At 71.7% G+C, this 15296-nt stretch carries 15 protein-coding genes; 2 read left to right on the top strand and 13 right to left on the bottom strand.

Annotated elements, in window-relative coordinates; all coding sequences use genetic code 11:
* Positions 1 to 8 precede the first annotated feature (8 nt).
* Positions 9 to 335 carry a ferredoxin gene (fdxA, locus tag ACZ6KO_RS16470; protein WP_401454796.1) on the bottom strand — a complete coding sequence of 109 codons (327 nt, stop codon included), beginning with the start codon at positions 333 to 335 and terminating at the stop codon, positions 9 to 11.
* A gap of 117 nt (positions 336 to 452) precedes the next feature.
* On the opposite strand from fdxA, the gene ACZ6KO_RS16465 reads away from it, so the two are divergent.
* Together ACZ6KO_RS16465 and ACZ6KO_RS16460 are read left to right on the top strand one after the other, a co-directional pair.
* Positions 453 to 1445 (top strand): GNAT family N-acetyltransferase, encoded by a 993-nt coding sequence (locus ACZ6KO_RS16465; RefSeq protein WP_469304657.1) that lies wholly within the window; start codon positions 453 to 455, stop codon positions 1443 to 1445.
* The gene (locus ACZ6KO_RS16460; protein WP_469304656.1) at positions 1442 to 2227 is read left to right on the top strand and encodes a transglutaminase-like domain-containing protein; all 786 of its coding nucleotides are present in this window, start codon (positions 1442 to 1444) and stop codon (positions 2225 to 2227) included. Before ACZ6KO_RS16465 ends, ACZ6KO_RS16460 begins: the two co-directional genes overlap by 4 nt.
* A gap of 113 nt (positions 2228 to 2340) precedes the next feature.
* On the opposite strand, the gene ACZ6KO_RS16455 is transcribed toward ACZ6KO_RS16460, so the two are convergent.
* The 12 genes from ACZ6KO_RS16455 to ACZ6KO_RS16400 all read right to left on the bottom strand — a co-directional run bounded on the left by ACZ6KO_RS16455 (position 2341) and on the right by ACZ6KO_RS16400 (position 15252).
* Positions 2341 to 4323 carry a peptidoglycan binding domain-containing protein gene (locus tag ACZ6KO_RS16455; protein ID WP_469304655.1) on the bottom strand — a complete coding sequence of 661 codons (1983 nt, stop codon included), beginning with the start codon at positions 4321 to 4323 and terminating at the stop codon, positions 2341 to 2343.
* 195 nt (positions 4324 to 4518) lie between these two features.
* Positions 4519 to 4902, bottom strand: coding sequence for a DUF6113 family protein (locus tag ACZ6KO_RS16450; RefSeq protein WP_469304654.1), 384 nt, complete (start codon positions 4900 to 4902; stop codon positions 4519 to 4521).
* The gene (gene mshB, locus ACZ6KO_RS16445) at positions 4899 to 5798 is read right to left on the bottom strand and encodes an N-acetyl-1-D-myo-inositol-2-amino-2-deoxy-alpha-D-glucopyranoside deacetylase (protein ID WP_469304653.1); all 900 of its coding nucleotides are present in this window, start codon (positions 5796 to 5798) and stop codon (positions 4899 to 4901) included. The genes ACZ6KO_RS16450 and mshB overlap by 4 nt, the downstream gene beginning before the upstream one ends.
* Before the next feature lie 23 nt (positions 5799 to 5821).
* Positions 5822 to 6016 (bottom strand): hypothetical protein, encoded by a 195-nt coding sequence (locus ACZ6KO_RS16440; protein WP_401456242.1) that lies wholly within the window; start codon positions 6014 to 6016, stop codon positions 5822 to 5824.
* Positions 6017 to 6337: 321 nt separating this feature from the next.
* Complete coding sequence (locus ACZ6KO_RS16435; protein ID WP_469304652.1) at positions 6338 to 7384, bottom strand: ABC transporter ATP-binding protein; 1047 nt, start codon at positions 7382 to 7384, stop codon at positions 6338 to 6340.
* Positions 7377 to 8360, bottom strand: a complete 984-nt coding sequence (locus ACZ6KO_RS16430; protein WP_469304651.1) for an ABC transporter ATP-binding protein — start codon at positions 8358 to 8360, stop codon at positions 7377 to 7379. The genes ACZ6KO_RS16435 and ACZ6KO_RS16430 overlap by 8 nt, the downstream gene beginning before the upstream one ends.
* 11 nt (positions 8361 to 8371) lie before the next feature.
* Positions 8372 to 9379 carry an ABC transporter permease gene (locus ACZ6KO_RS16425; protein WP_469304650.1) on the bottom strand — a complete coding sequence of 336 codons (1008 nt, stop codon included), beginning with the start codon at positions 9377 to 9379 and terminating at the stop codon, positions 8372 to 8374.
* Entirely contained in the window at positions 9372 to 10295 is a 924-nt protein-coding gene (locus ACZ6KO_RS16420; protein ID WP_469304649.1) for an ABC transporter permease, read from the bottom strand. Before ACZ6KO_RS16420 ends, ACZ6KO_RS16425 begins: the two co-directional genes overlap by 8 nt.
* Positions 10296 to 10341: 46 nt before the next feature.
* Positions 10342 to 11961 carry a peptide ABC transporter substrate-binding protein gene (locus ACZ6KO_RS16415; RefSeq protein WP_469304648.1) on the bottom strand — a complete coding sequence of 540 codons (1620 nt, stop codon included), beginning with the start codon at positions 11959 to 11961 and terminating at the stop codon, positions 10342 to 10344.
* 106 nt (positions 11962 to 12067) lie between these two features.
* Positions 12068 to 13009 carry a GNAT family N-acetyltransferase gene (locus tag ACZ6KO_RS16410; protein WP_469304647.1) on the bottom strand — a complete coding sequence of 314 codons (942 nt, stop codon included), beginning with the start codon at positions 13007 to 13009 and terminating at the stop codon, positions 12068 to 12070.
* A 148-nt stretch (positions 13010 to 13157) separates the two neighbouring features.
* Positions 13158 to 14210: an ABC transporter ATP-binding protein gene (locus tag ACZ6KO_RS16405; protein WP_469304646.1), complete on the bottom strand. Its 1053-nt coding sequence runs from the start codon at positions 14208 to 14210 to the stop codon at positions 13158 to 13160.
* Positions 14203 to 15252: an ABC transporter ATP-binding protein gene (locus tag ACZ6KO_RS16400; RefSeq protein WP_469304645.1), complete on the bottom strand. Its 1050-nt coding sequence runs from the start codon at positions 15250 to 15252 to the stop codon at positions 14203 to 14205. Before ACZ6KO_RS16400 ends, ACZ6KO_RS16405 begins: the two co-directional genes overlap by 8 nt.
* Positions 15253 to 15296: the final 44 nt, after the last annotated feature.

Here is a 15296-nt window from a genome sequence, read left to right as displayed (position 1 = left end):
TAAGACGCTCAGTGGTCTTGGTTCATGGGCGGCAGCGCGGCGATGAAGGCGTGGTCGCGCTCGATCAGGCCGAGCTTGGAGGCACCACCGGGCGAACCGAGCTCGTCGAAGAACTCGACGTTCGCCTTGTAGTAGTCCTTCCACTCCTCCGGGGTGTCGTCCTCGTAGAAGATGGCCTCGACCGGGCAGACCGGCTCACAGGCACCACAGTCGACGCACTCGTCCGGGTGGATGTACAAGGACCGCTGGCCCTCGTAGATGCAGTCGACGGGGCACTCTTCGATGCATGCCTTGTCCTTGACGTCGACACAAGGCTCCGCGATGACGTAGGTCACGCTCTCGTTCCTCCTCGGTAGGGCTTTCCATATCGCGCGGGAGCGCGGCGTCGTCGATGCCCGCACCTAGTATCTCCGTTCCCGGGCACGATCCGAACAGGAGGGGCGGACAGAGCTGTGGAAATCACCGCCGGCGCATTGATGGAGATCCGTATCACCCCTGCTGACGTGGGGAAACGAGTCTCTGTACGACGGGTGGAGGGCCCGTCGGAGGGGTCCCCTATGTTCACGGACACGGTAGGGGTTCTCACATCCTGGACCGGCGGTGTGCTGGTGATCACACGAAAGAGCGGTGAGATCGTCCGTATCCCGGAATCGTCGCTGGTCGCGGGCAAGGTCGTGCCTGCCGCGCCGGCCCGGCGGCGGGGTCCGGCGGCGTCCTTCGAGGAGCTCGCGCCGGTCATGGCGCGGGCCTGGCAGCCGCTGGAGAGCGAGCGGCTGGGCGGCTGGACGCTGCGCGCGGCCGCCGGATTCACCCGGCGGGCCAATTCCGTCCTGCCGCTCGGCGATCCCGGCATACCGCTGGACGAAGCACTCGCGCGAGTGACGTCCTGGTACGCGGAACGGGGACTTCCGCCTTACGTGCAGACCGCGACCGGGGCGCTGGGCACCCAGGAGGTGCTCTGCGCGGAACTGGCGGAGCGGGGCTGGGAGCGGGAGGTCTCGGCGGAGTCGCGGATCGCGGCGCTGGCGCCGGTCGCCGACGTGGACGCGGACGTCTCGGACGTGGTGCTCTCGCGGGGGTGCGACGAGGAGTGGCTCGGCCTGTACGGGCGCACCGGCGGCGCGGCGTCAGGGACGGCGGCGCGGGTCCTGGCGGCCGGGCCGTCGGTGTGGTTCGCGTCGGTGCCGGGGCGGGCGATCGGACGGCTGGTGGTCGACGGCCGGTGGGCGGGGTTCGCGGCGGTCGAGGTGGCGCCGGAGGCCCGGCGGCAGGGGCTGGCGACCGCGGTCATGGCGGCGCTGGCGCGCAAGGCCCTTCAGGAGCGGGCCTCGGCGGCGTGGCTGCAGGTGGAGGCGGACAACGCGGGGGCGCTGGCGCTGTACGACGGGCTGGGTTTCGCGGTGCACCACTCCTACCACCACTTCCGGGGGCGGGCGGCCGGATGAGTTTCCGCGAGGAGTTCGCCGAGGAGGCCCGCTCGGAACGGCCCGACCTGGCGCTGCTGTGCCTGTACCTGGCGGCCGAGGCGGACCCGGCGCTCGACCAACGGGCCGTCGACGAGGCCCAGATGGAGCTGGACCGGCTGGCGGGAGCGCTGCCGTACGGGCTGCGGGGCGCACGGGAGTGGGCGGCGGCGGTGACGGAGCTGCTGGGCGGGCGGATGGGCTTCCACGGCACGCCGGCGGACTACGGCCGGCTGTCGTCGTCGCTGCTGCACGAGGTGCTGAGGCGGCGGCGGGGCCTGCCGATCCTGCTGTCGGTGGTGTGGCTGGAGGTGGCCCGGCGGGCCGGCGCCCCGGTGTACGGCCTGGGCCTGCCGGGCCACTTCGTGGTGGGCTTCGGCGACCCGGAGGAACGGGTCACGGTGGATCCGTTCGCGGGCGGCGCGTCACTGGGGGCGGGTCCGGCGGAGCTGGCGTCGGAACCGCTGGTTCCGGCGCGGACGCGGGACATCGTGCTGCGGATCCTGAACAACATCCGCGCGTGGGCCGCGACCCGGCCGGAGCAGTCGGGGGTGGCGCTGTGGGCGCTGGACCTGGCGCTGCTGATGCCGTCGCACCCGGCGGCGCTGCGGTACGAGCGGGCGCGGCTGCTGGTGGACCGGGGGGCGTACACGGAAGGGGCGCTGGAGCTGGACGCGTACGCGGCGGTGGTCGACGCCATCGACGCGGAGGCGGCGGCGGACATCCGCGCCCAGGCCCGGGCGGCCCGCGCCCTGCGCAACTGACGCCCCCGGGGCCGACCCCGGCCCCCGCGCCTCAAACGCCGGCGGGGCTGGAACGGTGCGCCGGGAACGCGGCGGCCCCCGCCCGGGTCCGGGCGGGGGCCGCTGCGTGACGCCTACGAGGGGTTGGTGTCGATGACGACGGTCCGCTCGGCGGCGGTCTTGCCGCGCAGCGCCTTGCCGAGGGCACCGGCGACGTCCTGCGGGGTGACGGCGGTCTTCTCGCCGTTGCCGCGCTCGATCAGGACCCCGTCGAAGGTGTTGCCGTAGAGCTCCTTGAGGGCGTCCAGGTCGTACTTCTCGACGAGCTTGCCGTCGACGGCCTTCATGCTCAGCACCTTGGGCAGGGACTTGCCGGGGCCGAACGCGATGGACTTGGCGCCCGCCTTGACGGTGGCGTTGCCCGACATGGCGGGGGTGGCGAACTCCCGCATGGCCCGGTCGATCTCGGCCTGGTCGACCGTGGGTTCCCGGTTGGCGACCGGGAGCTCGACGGGCTCGGACTTGCCGGTCTCGACCTGGGCCTTGAAGGCCGCCTTGACCTTCTCGGCGGAGGCGGCGACGTCCAGGGTGGCGCCCGCCTTGCCGGGTACCGCGACGGCCTTGTTCGGCTCGAACTTGATCGTTCCCTCGGAGGCGCTGCCGGCGGTGCCCGCCAGCTCCTGCAGGGCGACCTGGAGCTTCTCGTCGTCGAAGGGCATCACGGCGGTGGCGGCGCGTTCCTGGCCGAGCAGCGAGCCGATGACCGTGACGGGGTTGTAGTCGCTGCCCGCCGCGCCGCGCACGGTCGCCTGCGCGTCCAGGGTCAGGCCGGCCTTGTCGGGCTTCAGCTCGACCTGCTTGTCGCCGACCTTGAGCTGGACCGGGGCGGCGCTGCGCTCGCCGAAGGCCTTCTGGAGCTTGGTGACGGCCTCGTCGCGGCTGCCGCTGATGTCCACGCCGAGGACGGTGGTGCCCTTGGGCACGTCGGAGTGGTTGAGGAGCAGTCCGGCGCCGTAGGCGACGCCGGCCAGCACGACCACGCCGCCGACGAGCAGGACCAGCTTGGAGCGGCCCTTCTTCTTCGCGGGGGCGGCCTTCGGGGCGGGCTTGGCGGCGGGCTTGGGGCCCGCGGGCACCAGGAGCTCCGGTTCGGGGGCCGGGCGCACCTGCGTGGGCACGGGCCGGGGGCCGGGGGCCGGCGGCGGGACGACGGGCAGCGCGGCAGTGGCCTCGCCGCCGTCCATCTCGGGGCCGGGCCAGCTCGGCGTGAAGCCGGCGGTGTCCTCGTCGCGCGGCGGGTTGACGGGCATGGTGCCGGTGACGGGGCCGGTGGTCGGGCCGCCGGGCACGTGGCCGCCCCGGGGGCCGAAGCCGGCGCCGGGGGCCGGCGGGGCGAAGCCGTCGGGACCCGCGCCGTAGCCCTGCGGGCCGGCGCCGTGCGGGCCGGTGCCCACGCCGGGGCCGCCGGACGGGAAGCCGGGGCCGCCGGTGCCCACGCCGGGGCCGCGGGGGCCCGGCGCGGGCGGGGCGAAGCCGTCGGAGCCGGCGCCGTACGCGGCCGCGGGCGCACCGCCGGGATGGCCGGCGGGCCCGCCCTGGGGGTAGCCGGCGGACGGGCGGGTCGGCAGGCCGGGACGCGCCGGGGGCTGGGCGGCGGCGGGGGCCGGGGGCGCTCCGGCACCGGGACCGGCCGCGCCGCCGGGTGCGGCGGCCTTGCGCGGGGCGAACCAGTTGCTGGCGGGCTCCGCCGCGGGTTCGGGGCCCGGTTCGGCGACCGGCGCGGGCGCGGCGGCCACGGGGGCGGCCGGGGCGGGGGCCGGCGGCGGGGGTGCCGCCGCGGCCGGGGCGTCCCGCTCCGGCTCGGCGGAGGCGACCGGCTTGCGCACGACCACGGGCGGGATCGGGCGCGAACCCGGGATGTTGATCCGGATCCGCGTCGTCAGCGTGGTCTCGGTCTTGGGTCCATCGGCGTCCCCGGCAGGGGTGGACGGCTTCGTCACAGCGTTCTCCTCCGGCCCGTTCGACTGGCCGGTTCCGTACGGCGGCGTACCCGAGGGGTACGCGGCTCCACCGCGGCCCTGGGGCCCGGAGGACGAACTGTCAGTTTCACGACTCAAGGCAGGCTCTCCCGGTTGGCTCCGCCGCCCGTCATACCGTGCGCGGGCAGCTCGGCGGCCCGTCCACCATACTGGCCGCCGCCGGGGAGCAACTGTCCCCCGGGAGTCAGGGGTTCTTTCCGGCGCCCGGCGGGCGCCCTGCGCGGGGCGCGCACAACCCCGCGCGCGCGTCCCGCCGTAGACCCGAACGGCACGTCACCTGCCGGGCCGCGCGGCCGAAACCGGCCGGTCGCCCAGGCCGCGCATCGTGGCGCACATCACAGCGACCACAGTTCCACTCAAAAGGTAGACATACATCCCGATTCCGGCCGAGCTCATCAGGAAGTCGCCCTCGGGCCGCGGGATGCTCAGCAGGACGTACGCCAGGAACCAGCCGGCGGCCGCGGCGCCCACGCCGAGCGCGGTGCCCAGCGCGATCCGGCCCGCCAGGAAGACCCCGGCGAGCGCGAGCAGCGCCAGCAACAGCCCGCCGGGGAACCACAGGTCCACCACGAGCCAGCCGGCCGCCCCGGCCAGCAGTCCGGCGACGAACAGGGTGGTGTACACGGCGACGCGGCCCGCGGCCGGGAGGCCGCTCACACGCCCACCCCGGCGAACAGGTCGCTCTCGCGCTCACCGGCGGGCGCGCCGGAGCGGCCGACGGCCAACTCGTAGTACTCGCGCGTGAAGAGCGGTTGCCCGAGATCGTTGGAGAGCGCGAAGAAGGGGCCGTCGACGGCGATCTGCGTGACGTGCGCGCGCATGGCGGCGGCCTTGGCGGCCGCGTACGTCTCGTCCTCGCCCGCGCCGATCTCGGCGGTGACGCGCTCGTCGGGCACCACGCCGGGCACGTCGTCCGGGGTGGCGACACCGGGGAAGGCGGGGGCGCCGGCGGCGCGCAGGCGGGCGAAGCCCTCCTCGACCACCGAGCGGGGCACCCGGTTCCAGTAGACCTTCGCGATCGTGTGCGGCTCGCCGAGGTCGCGCCGGTACGGCTGTTCGGCGGCGAGTTCGGCGGCGCGCATGGCGACCCGGTGGGCCTGGATGTGGTCGGGGTGCCCGTACCCGCCCTGCGGGTCGTAGGTGACCAGGACCTGCGGGCGCAGCCGACGGATCACCTCGACGAGGTGGGCGGCGGCCTCGTCCACGTCGGCGTCCCAGAAGGCGCCGGCGCGGTGGTTCTGCGGGACGCCCATCATCCCGGAGTCCCGGAACCGCCCCGGTCCGCCGAGGAAGCGGTGGTCGGTGACGCCGAGGGCGGCCATGGCGTCGGCCAGCTCCCCGGCGCGGTGCGCGCCGAGCGTGTCGTCGCGGTCGGCGGCCAGATGGGCGAGGCCGGCCGGGATGACCTCGCCCTCCTCGCCGAGCGTGCAGGTCACCAGTGCGACGTGGGCGCCCTCGGCCGTGTACTTGGCCATCGTGACGCCATTGTTGATCGACTCGTCGTCCGGGTGCGCGTGCACGAGGAGGAGACGACGGGCGGGAAGACCGTTCATGGGGCCAAGCCTACGAGGCGCCCCTACAGCTTCAGGCCACTGATCATGCCCGCCACGTTGGAGGTGAGCTGGCTGAGGGTGGGCGCGATCGAGGAACTGGAGAGGTAGAAGCCGAGCAGGACGCAGACAAGCGCGTGTCCTGCCTTCAGTCCGGCCTTGCGGACCAGCAGGAAGACGACGATCGCCAGCAGCACCACGGCCGAGATCGAGAGTGCCACGGCGGTTCACCTCCACATCGGTACGGACATCGGTTCGCGCACACGACGGAGTCATACCCACCGTGCGCTACGGATCATAACTATCCGTACCAGCGCATCCATCGATATCCGGAAGCGCGGGGGGTCGCACGCCGCGCACGGAAGGGGGCACGCGGAGGCCGGGCGCCGGGGAACCCGCCCCCGACGCCCGGCCGACGGCACCCGCACGGCCGTACGTCCTCCACGGTGCCGGGGTCGCGTATCGCGACAGAGACGGCCAAATTACCGCCCTGTAAACCCAGTTGGGAGAGGGTGCGACCGGTTCCCGCAAAGTTGGCCGGATCATTTCGCCTCGGACGGCGGCGCCGGCGGGACGACCCGTTTCTCCGCCGCGAAGTGACAGGCCGACGGATGGGAGGCCGCCGTCACCGGAAGGCGGAACTCCGGTGGGACGTGCAGCGGCGGGACCTCGGTCGCGCAGCGCTCCTGGGCCTTCCAGCAGCGGGTGCGGAAGCGGCAGCCCGAGGGCGGGTCGGCCGGCGAGGGCACGTCGCCGGAGAGGAGGATCCGCTCGCGGTGCAGCCGGGCCCCGGGGTCGGGCACGGGGACGGCGGAGAGCAGGGCCTGGGTGTACGGGTGGGTGGGGTGCTCGTAGATCTGCACGTCGGTGCCGGTCTCGACGATCCTGCCCAGGTACATCACGCCCACCCGGTCCGAGATGTGCCGCACGATCGACAGGTCGTGCGCGATGAAGACGTAGGCGAGCCCGAACTCGTCCTGGAGCTTCTCCAGGAGGTTGACCACCTGGGCCTGGACCGAGACGTCCAGGGCCGAGACGGGCTCGTCCGCCACGATGATCTCCGGGCGCAGCGCCAGGCCGCGGGCGATGCCGATGCGCTGGCGCTGGCCGCCGGAGAACTGGTGCGGGTAGCGGTTGACGTACTCCGGGTTCAGACCGACGACGTCGAGCAGTTCCTGGACCCGGCGCCGCCGGTCGCCCTTGGGAGCCACCTCGGGATGGATCTCGTAGGGCTCGCCGATGATGTCGCCGACCGTCATCCGCGGATTGAGCGAGGTGTACGGGTCCTGGAAGACCATCTGGATGTTGCGGCGCACGGCCCTGAGCGCCTTCGGCGAGAGCCGGGTGACGTCCTCGCCCCGGTACGTGATCGAGCCCGCCGTCGGGCGCTCCAGGCTGACCAGCAGCCGGGCCACCGTCGACTTGCCGCAGCCCGATTCGCCGACGATGCCGAGGGTCTCGCCCTGCCCGAGGGAGAAGGAGACCCCGTCGACCGCCTTGACCGCGCCGACCTGCTTCTTGAAGACGATGCCCCGCGTCAGCGGGTAGTGCTTGACCAGGTCCGTGACCTCCAGGATGGCGTCAGGCACGGAGGCACTCCTTCCAGAAGTGGCAGGCGCTGGCGCGGGGCGCCGGCGCCGGCGTGACCGGGTACAGCGGCGGCTCGTCGGTGCGACAGACCGCCTGCGCCATGGGGCAGCGCGGGTGGAAGGCGCAGCCGGCCGGGATCGCCAGCAGGCTGGGCGGCAGACCCTTGATCGCGTAGAGCTCCTGGCCCTTCTGGTCCAGGCGCGGGATCGAGTCCAGCAGGCCGCGCGTGTACGGGTGGGCGGGCCGCTGGTAGATCTCGTGCACCGGGGCGGACTCCACGATCCGGCCGGCGTACATGACCGCGATCCGGTCCGCGACGTCCGCCACCACGCCCAGGTCGTGGGTGATGAGGACGAGCCCCATGTCGAGCTCCCGCTGGAGCTCGGCGAGCAGGTCCATGACCTGGGCCTGGACGGTCACGTCGAGGGCGGTCGTGGGCTCGTCCGCGATGATGAGGGAGGGCTCCAGGGCGAGCGCCATGGCGATCATGATGCGCTGGCGCATCCCGCCCGAGAACTGGTGCGGGTAGTCCCCCACCCGCTGCTTCGCGGCCGGGATCCGCACCCGGTCCATCAGCTCCACGGCCCTGGCCCGGGAGTCCTTGCGGGACATGCCGCGATGGACCTCGAACATCTCGCCGAGCTGCGCGCCCACGGTCAGCACGGGGTTGAGGGAGGACAGCGCGTCCTGGAAGATCATCGCCATCTCGGCCCCGCGGATCCTCCGGCGGTCCTCCTCCTTCATCGTCAGCAGGTTCCGGCCCTTGAAGAGGATCTCGCCGCCGGTGATCCGGCCCGGGGGCGTGTCCAGGATCCCCATCACGGCCTGCGCGGTCACGGACTTGCCGGAGCCGGACTCGCCGAGGACGGCGAGCGTCTGGCCCTCGTCCACCGCGTAGGTGACGCCGTTGACGGCCCTGGCGACCCCGTCCCGGGTCCTGAATTCCACGTGGAGGTCGCGGACTTCGAGCAGCATGACCGGGCTCCTCAGCGCAGCTTGGGGTCGAGGGCGTCGCGCACGGCGTCGCCCAGCATGATGAAGGCGAGCACGGTCACGCTGAGCGCGCCCGCCGGCCAGAGCAGCATGTGCGGGGCGTTGCGGATCTGCGGGGCGGCGTTGGAGATGTCGATGCCCCAGGAGACCGTCGGGGGGCGCAGGCCCACGCCGAGGAAGGACAGCGTGGCCTCCAGCGCGATGTACGTGCCCAGGGCGATGGTGGCGACGACGATGACCGGGGCGACGGCGTTGGGGGCCACGTGGCGCAGCAGCATCCGGCCGTTGCCGGCGCCGAGCGCCCGCGCGGCCTGGACGTAGTCGTTCTGTTTGGCGGTGATCACCGAGCCGCGGCCGATGCGGGCGATCTGCGGCCAGCCGAGCAGCACGATGAACCCGACGACGGGCCACACGGTGGTGCTGGTGACCACGGAGAGGAAGACCAGGCCGCCGAGGACGACGGGGATGCCGAAGAAGATGTCGGCGACCCGGGAGAGCAGCGAGTCGCTCCAGCCGCCGAAGAACCCGGCGAGTCCGCCGAGCGCCGAGCCGAGGAGGGCGGCGCCCAGGGTGGCGCACACGCCGACGGTGATGGAGGCGCGGGCGCCGTACACGGTGCGGGTGTAGACGTCGCAGCCCTGGGTGTCGTACCCGAACGGGTGGCCGGGGGCGGAGCCCTCCTGCGACTTGGACAGGTCGCAGGCCAGCGGGTCGCCGCCGGCGATCAGCTGCGGCCAGATCGCGATGATCACGAGGAAGAGGATCAGCAGCGAGGAGACGACGAAGACGGGGTTGCGGCGCAGCTGGTGCCAGGCGTCGGACCACAGCGAGCGCGCCTTCCCGGCGGGGCCGGGACCGGTGGGCAGGTTCCCGGGCGGGTTCTCCAGGCTCTCGGCCTCGTCCAGCGCGAGGTCCATGGGCCCGCCCTGGCCGGTGGGGGCGATGGCTTCCCCCTTTCCGGGCTCCAGCGGGTCGTAGGCGGGGGGCTCGGGCTCAGACATACCGGATCCTCGGGTCCAGGACCGCGTAGAGCAGGTCGATGAGCAGGTTCGCGAGCAGGAAGACGATGACGAGGATGGTCACGAAGCCGACGACGGTGGGGGCGTTGTTGCGCAGGATGCCCTGGTAGAGCTGGTAGCCGACGCCGTGGATGTTGAAGATCCGCTCGGTGACGATGGCGCCGCCCATCAGGGCGCCGATGTCGGTACCGATGAAGGTGACGACGGGGATCAGCGAGTTGCGCAGCAGGTGGCGGGTGACGACGCGGCGGCGCGGCAGGCCCTTGGCGGTGGCGGTGCGGACGTAGTCGGCCTTGGCGTTCTCGGCGATGGAGGTCCGCGAGAGCCGGGTGACGTACGCGAGGGAGACGAGCGCGAGGACGATGCCCGGCAGGATCAGCTCGCCGAAGGTCGCCTCGCCGGAGACGGTGGGCCGCACCCAGCCCCATTTGACGCCGAAGAGGTACTGGAGCAGGTAGCCGGTCACGAACGTCGGCACGGAGATGACGACGAGGGTGGCCACCAGCAGGGTGGTGTCGATGGCCCGGCCCCGGCGCAGTCCGCTGATCACGCCGAGGGTGATGCCGACGAGGACCTCGATGACGATGGCCACGATCGTCAGCCGCAGGGTGACGGGGAAGGCGGAGGCCATCAGCTCGGTGACGGGCTGGCCGTTGAAGGCCGTGCCGAAGTCGCCCTGGAAGATCTGGCCCATGTAGTGCAGGTACTGCCGCCACAGCGGCTGGTCGAGGTAGAGGTCCTTGCGGATGCGCGCCGCGGTGGCGGGGTCGGGGGCCTTGTCCCCGAAGAGGGCCGCGACCGGGTCGCCGAGCGCGTACACCATGAAGAAGATCAGGAACGTGCTGCCGATGAACACGGGGATCATCTGGAGCAGCCGCCGGATCACATAACGTCCCATGGGGTTCTCCGGGGTGGGGGTGGGTCGGAGGGGCCTGCCCGGAGGTTCAGCCGACCTTGATGCGGTCGTAGACGGGGACGCTGAACTGGTTCAGCTCGACGGCGGAGAGGCGCTCGGCGTAGCCGGCGCTGCCGTTCTGGTACCAGAGCGGGATGGCGGGCATCTGCGCGGCGAGGATCTGCTCCGCCTGCTGGAAGGTGGCGACGGCCTTGGCGTTGTCGGTCTCGCGGTTCGCGGCGTCGACGAGCTGGTCGAACTGGGCGTTGGAGAACTTGCCGTAGTTGGAGGAGGCGCCGGTGTAGTAGAGCGGCTCCAGGAAGTTCTGGATCAGGGGGTAGTCGCCCTGCCAGCCGGAGCGGAACGGCCCGGTCAGCTTGAAGGCGGTCTGCTGGTTGCGGAAGTCGGCGAAGGTCCCGATGGGGTTGACCGTGCAGACCGGGCCCTGGCCGAGGGCGTTGTTGATGCTGTTGCAGACGGCGTCCATCCACACGCGGTGCGATCCGGTGTCGACGTTCGAGGTGATGGTCATCTTCCCGCCGGGCAGGCCGCCGCCGGCCTCGATGAGCTGTTTGGCCGCCGCGGGGTCGTACGTGCACAGCTCGCCGCAGACGTCCTTGTAGCCGCCCTGGGAGCCGAGGGCGGAGGAGGTCCAGTCCTTGGCGGGGCTGCGGGTGTTCTGGAAGATCTGCTTGGTGATCTCGTCGCGGTCGATGGCGCGCGAGATGCCCTGGCGGACCTTCTCCATGCCCGGCTTGCCCCAGGCGGGGTCGTACATCGGGAAGGTGAGGGTCTGGATGATGAGGGCGGGCTGGTTGATGTAGCGGTCGCCGAGGTCGTTCCTGACGTTCTTGAGCTGCGAGGCGGGCACGTCGTCGACGAGGTCGAGGTTGCCGGCGATCAGGTCGGTGTAGGCGGTGTTGTTGTCGGTGTAGACCTTCAGGTCCACGCCGCCGTTCTGCGCCTTGTCCTCGCCGGGGTAGCCGTCCCACGCGCGCAGCTGCATCGCGCTGCCCTTGCTGTACGACTGCACCGTGTACGGGCCGTTGCCGACCGGCTTGGCCAGCCAGCCGGAGTGGTCGGTGAAGAAGGCCTGGGGAAGCGGGGAGAAGGCCTGGTAGCCCAGGGTGTCGGGCCAGGTGGAGAACTTCTCCTTCAGGGCGACGGTGAAGGTCTTTGCGTCCTTGACCACCAGGCCGGACATGGTCTTGGCGGTGGGCTCGCCCTTGGCCGGGTGCACGTCCGCGTAGCCGACGATGTTGTCGAAGAAGGTGGCGTTGTTCTGCTTGTTGCCGACGTCGGCCGCGTAGTTCCAGGCGTCGACGAAGGACTGGGCCGTCACCGGCTCGCCGTTGCTGAACGTCCAGCCGTCCTTCAGGGTGACGGTGAAGTTCTGGTTGTCGGTCGTCTCGATCTTCTCGGCGACCATGTTCTCGGCCGCGCCGGTCTTGGGGTCGTAGCGCTTGAGGCCGCGGAAGAGCATGTCGAGGACCTTGCCGCCCTGCACCTCGTTGGTGTTGGCCGGCTCCAGCGGGTTCTGCGGGTCACCCCAGGAGGAGCTGACGATGTCCGCACCGCCACCGCTGTCGCTGCCGCCGCCGCATGCCGTCGCCGCGAGGGCGAGGACGAGGGCACCTGCGGCCCACGTGGTGCGGGTGGCTCCGCGCATGGAGTGCCTCCTTGGCTCCCAGGACTGACCTGGGGCCCAATGTCACCCTATGCGCGGGGCCTCGCACCGTCGGTTCGCCCGATTGCACCCTCCCGCCACACGGCTGTCACTCCTGGGGGTGGACGGTGATCTCCCAGGTGTCGACGGCGTAGTGCGGGGCCATGCCGTGCGCCTCGTAGAGGGCCAGTGCGCCACTGGCGTTGAGGGTGTCCACACCCAGGCCCATGGTGTCCCGGCCGCGCTGCGCGTACACGGCGAAGCAGTGGCGCAGCAGGTGGCCGCCGAGGCCCCGGCCGCGGGCATCCTTGGTGACGCCCAGGGTGCGGATCCAGCCCATGGTGGCCCGGTTGTCGCGGGTCACGGCCACCGCGACGTCGCCGTGGCCCTCCAGGGCGGCGATCCAGACGAGGGACCAGTCGAAGCCCGCTTCGAGGCCGAGGTCGTCGAGCCACTGCTGGTAGCTGCGGGGCGTGTGGTCGAAGTGCTCGGCCATCGCCTCCTCCACCAGGGCGTGGGCCAGGCGCCGGTCGGCCTCCTCACGGCAGTCGCGCAGGGTGAGTCCGGGCAGCGGGGCCGGGGCCGGGTCGGCCTCGGGGGTCAGGGCGCGGGTCATCACGTTGAACCGGCGTACGCGGCGCCAGCCCCGGGCGGCGAGCCGGTCGGTGTCGACGGTCGGGTCGGTGTTGAGGTTGAGGTGGACGACGGCCTTGTCGGCGCCGCCCTCGCGGGCGCGGTCGAAGGCCCGCCGCTCCAGCAGCCCGAGCACGTGCGCGCCGGCGTCCTGGTGCTCGGGCAGCACGTAGTGGTCGGCGTCGATCCGCTCGGGCTCGCCGTCGCACCACAGGCAGGCGTACACGACGAGCCGGTCGCCCTCGAAGGCGAGCCAGGAGTCGTTGGCGAGGTCCATCTCGGGATGGCGCAGTTCGGTCTCGAGCTCGGCGAGGTCGGTCTCCTCCCGGCCGATCTCGATCACGTCGACGGCGTTCATCAGCGCGCAGATGGCGGGTGCGTCCGCCGCGGTCGCGGGCCGCACGGTGAGCGTCTCCATACGGGTCACTGTCCGGCCGTACGCCGGTACGGCGCAAACCATTTAGCCGGACGGCCGGATACCCCCGAAGGCCCCCGAGGGTCCCGGACGTGCGACGAGGGCACAGCCGTGTCGGCTGTGCCCTCGTCACCTCAACCGGTGCGCCGGATCAGACGGCCAGGATCGCCTTCTCCTCGGCGAAGTGGCAGGCGGACTCGTGCGCGGCGGGGGTGTCCTTGCCCTTGAAGCGCTCCGGGATCGCCAGCAGCGGCTCCTCGGTGGCGCACTTGTCCTCGGCCTTCCAGCAGCGGGTGCGGAAACGGCAGCCCGAGGGCGGGTTGGCCGGCGAGGGCACGTCACCGGTGAGGATGATCCGCTCGCGCGACTCCCGCACCTGCGGGTCCGGGACCGGGACGGCGGAGAGCAGGGCCTGGGTGTACGGGTGGGTGGGGTGGTCGTAGATCTGCGCGTCGGTGCCGATCTCCGCCATCTTGCCCAGGTACATCACGCCCACGCGGTCCGAGATGTGCCGCACGATCGACAGGTCGTGCGCGATGAAGAGGTAGGACAGGTCGAACTCGTCCTGGAGCTTCTCCATCAGGTTGATGACCTGCGCCTGCACCGAGACGTCCAGCGCCGAGACCGGCTCGTCGCAGATGATGATCTCCGGGTTCAGCGCGAGACCGCGGGCGATGCCGATGCGCTGGCGCTGGCCGCCGGAGAACTGGTGCGGGTAGCGGTTGATGTACTCCGGGTTCAGACCGACCACGTCCAGGAGCTCCTGGACCTTGCGCCGGCGGTCGCCCTTGGGAGCCACCTCGGGGTGGATCTCGTAGGGCTCGGCGATGATGTCGCCGACCGTCATCCGCGGATTGAGCGAGGTGTACGGGTCCTGGAAGACCATCTGGATGTTGCGGCGCACGGCCTTCAGCGCGGACCCGGACAGCTTGGTGATGTCCTGGCCCTTGTAGAAGACCTCGCCCGAGCTCGCCCGCTCCAGGTTCATCAGCAGCTTGGCGACGGTGGACTTGCCACAGCCGGACTCACCGACAATGCCCAGGGTCTCGCCCTGGTAGAGGTCGAAGGAGATCCCGTCGACCGCCTTGACCGCACCGACCTGCTTCTTGAACAGGATGCCCTGGGTCAGCGGGAAGTGCTTGACCAGGTTGCGGACCTGGAGGATCGGCTCGCGCTCGGTGGCGTTCTTGGTGAGCTCAGCCATGGATCGTCTCCTTCCAGAAGTGGCACGCGCTGCCGCGGCCGGGCAGTTCGGTGCCGTCCTGCTCCGTGACCGGGTGCAGGGCCGGGATCTCCGTGCGGCAGATGTCCTGCGCCTTGGGGCAGCGCGGGTTGAAGGCGCAGCCGCTCGGGATCTTGAGCAGGTTGGGCGGCAGACCCTTGATCGCGTAGAGCTCCTGGCCCTTCTGGTCCAGGCGCGGGATCGAGTCCAGCAGGCCGCGGGTGTACGGGTGCGACGGGCGCTTGTAGATCTCGTGGACCGGGGCGGTCTCGACGATCCGGCCCGCGTACATGACCGCGATCTTGTCCGCGACGTCGGCGACGACGCCGAGGTCGTGGGTGATCAGGATCATGCCCATGTTCATCTCGCTCTGGAGCTCCGCGAGGAGGTCCATGACCTGGGCCTGGACGGTCACGTCGAGGGCCGTGGTCGGCTCGTCGGCGATGATCAGGTCCGGCTCCAGGGCGAGCGCCATGGCGATCATGATGCGCTGGCGCATACCGCCGGAGAACTGGTGCGGGTAGTCCCCCACGCGCGCCTTGGCGGCGGGGATCTTCACGCGCTCCATGAGCTCGACGGCCTTGACCCGGGCGTCCTTCTTGGACATGCCGCGGTGCACGGTGAACATCTCGCCGAGCTGGTCGCCGACGGAGAAGACCGGGTTCAGGGACGACAGCGCGTCCTGGAAGATCATCGCCATCTTGGCGCCCCGGAGCTTGCGGCGCTCCTCCTCGGGCATGGCCAGGATGTTCTGTCCGTGGAAGCGGACCTCGCCCCCGGAGACGCGTCCGGGCGGGCTGTCGAGGATGCCCATGATCGCCTGCGCGGTCACGGACTTGCCCGAGCCCGACTCGCCGAGCACGGCGAGGGTCTCGCCGGCGGCGACGCTGTAGCTCACGCCGTTGACGGCCTTGGCGACCCCGTCACGGGTCTTGAACTCGACATGGAGGTTGTCCACCTCCAGCAGCGGGGTGCCGGGCTTGGCGCCGGCCTCCGTCCCGCTGAGAATCTCCGACGTCGTCACGCCGCCACCTTCGTCCTGCTTGCTGATGTTGTCTCGGAGCATCG

The organism is Streptomyces sp. NPDC042102 (assembly GCF_055582305.1).
Note: the sequence above shows the minus strand (reverse complement) of the source record. Positions and strands in the feature narration are given on the sequence as shown.

Excerpts from the sequence above, each read along its gene's own strand:
- ACZ6KO_RS16460 (WP_469304656.1), top strand. The coding sequence starts at position 1,442 with ATGAGTTTCCGCGAGGAGTTCGCCGAGGAGGCCCGCTCGGAACGGCCC.
- mshB (WP_469304653.1), bottom strand. The coding sequence starts at position 5,798 with ATGAACGGTCTTCCCGCCCGTCGTCTCCTCCTCGTGCACGCGCACCCG.
- ACZ6KO_RS16430 (WP_469304651.1), bottom strand. The coding sequence starts at position 8,360 with ATGCTGCTCGAAGTCCGCGACCTCCACGTGGAATTCAGGACCCGGGAC.
- ACZ6KO_RS16425 (WP_469304650.1), bottom strand. The coding sequence starts at position 9,379 with ATGTCTGAGCCCGAGCCCCCCGCCTACGACCCGCTGGAGCCCGGAAAG.
- ACZ6KO_RS16420 (WP_469304649.1), bottom strand. The coding sequence starts at position 10,295 with ATGGGACGTTATGTGATCCGGCGGCTGCTCCAGATGATCCCCGTGTTC.
- ACZ6KO_RS16415 (WP_469304648.1), bottom strand. The coding sequence starts at position 11,961 with ATGCGCGGAGCCACCCGCACCACGTGGGCCGCAGGTGCCCTCGTCCTC.
- ACZ6KO_RS16410 (WP_469304647.1), bottom strand. The coding sequence starts at position 13,009 with ATGGAGACGCTCACCGTGCGGCCCGCGACCGCGGCGGACGCACCCGCC.
- ACZ6KO_RS16405 (WP_469304646.1), bottom strand. The coding sequence starts at position 14,210 with ATGGCTGAGCTCACCAAGAACGCCACCGAGCGCGAGCCGATCCTCCAG.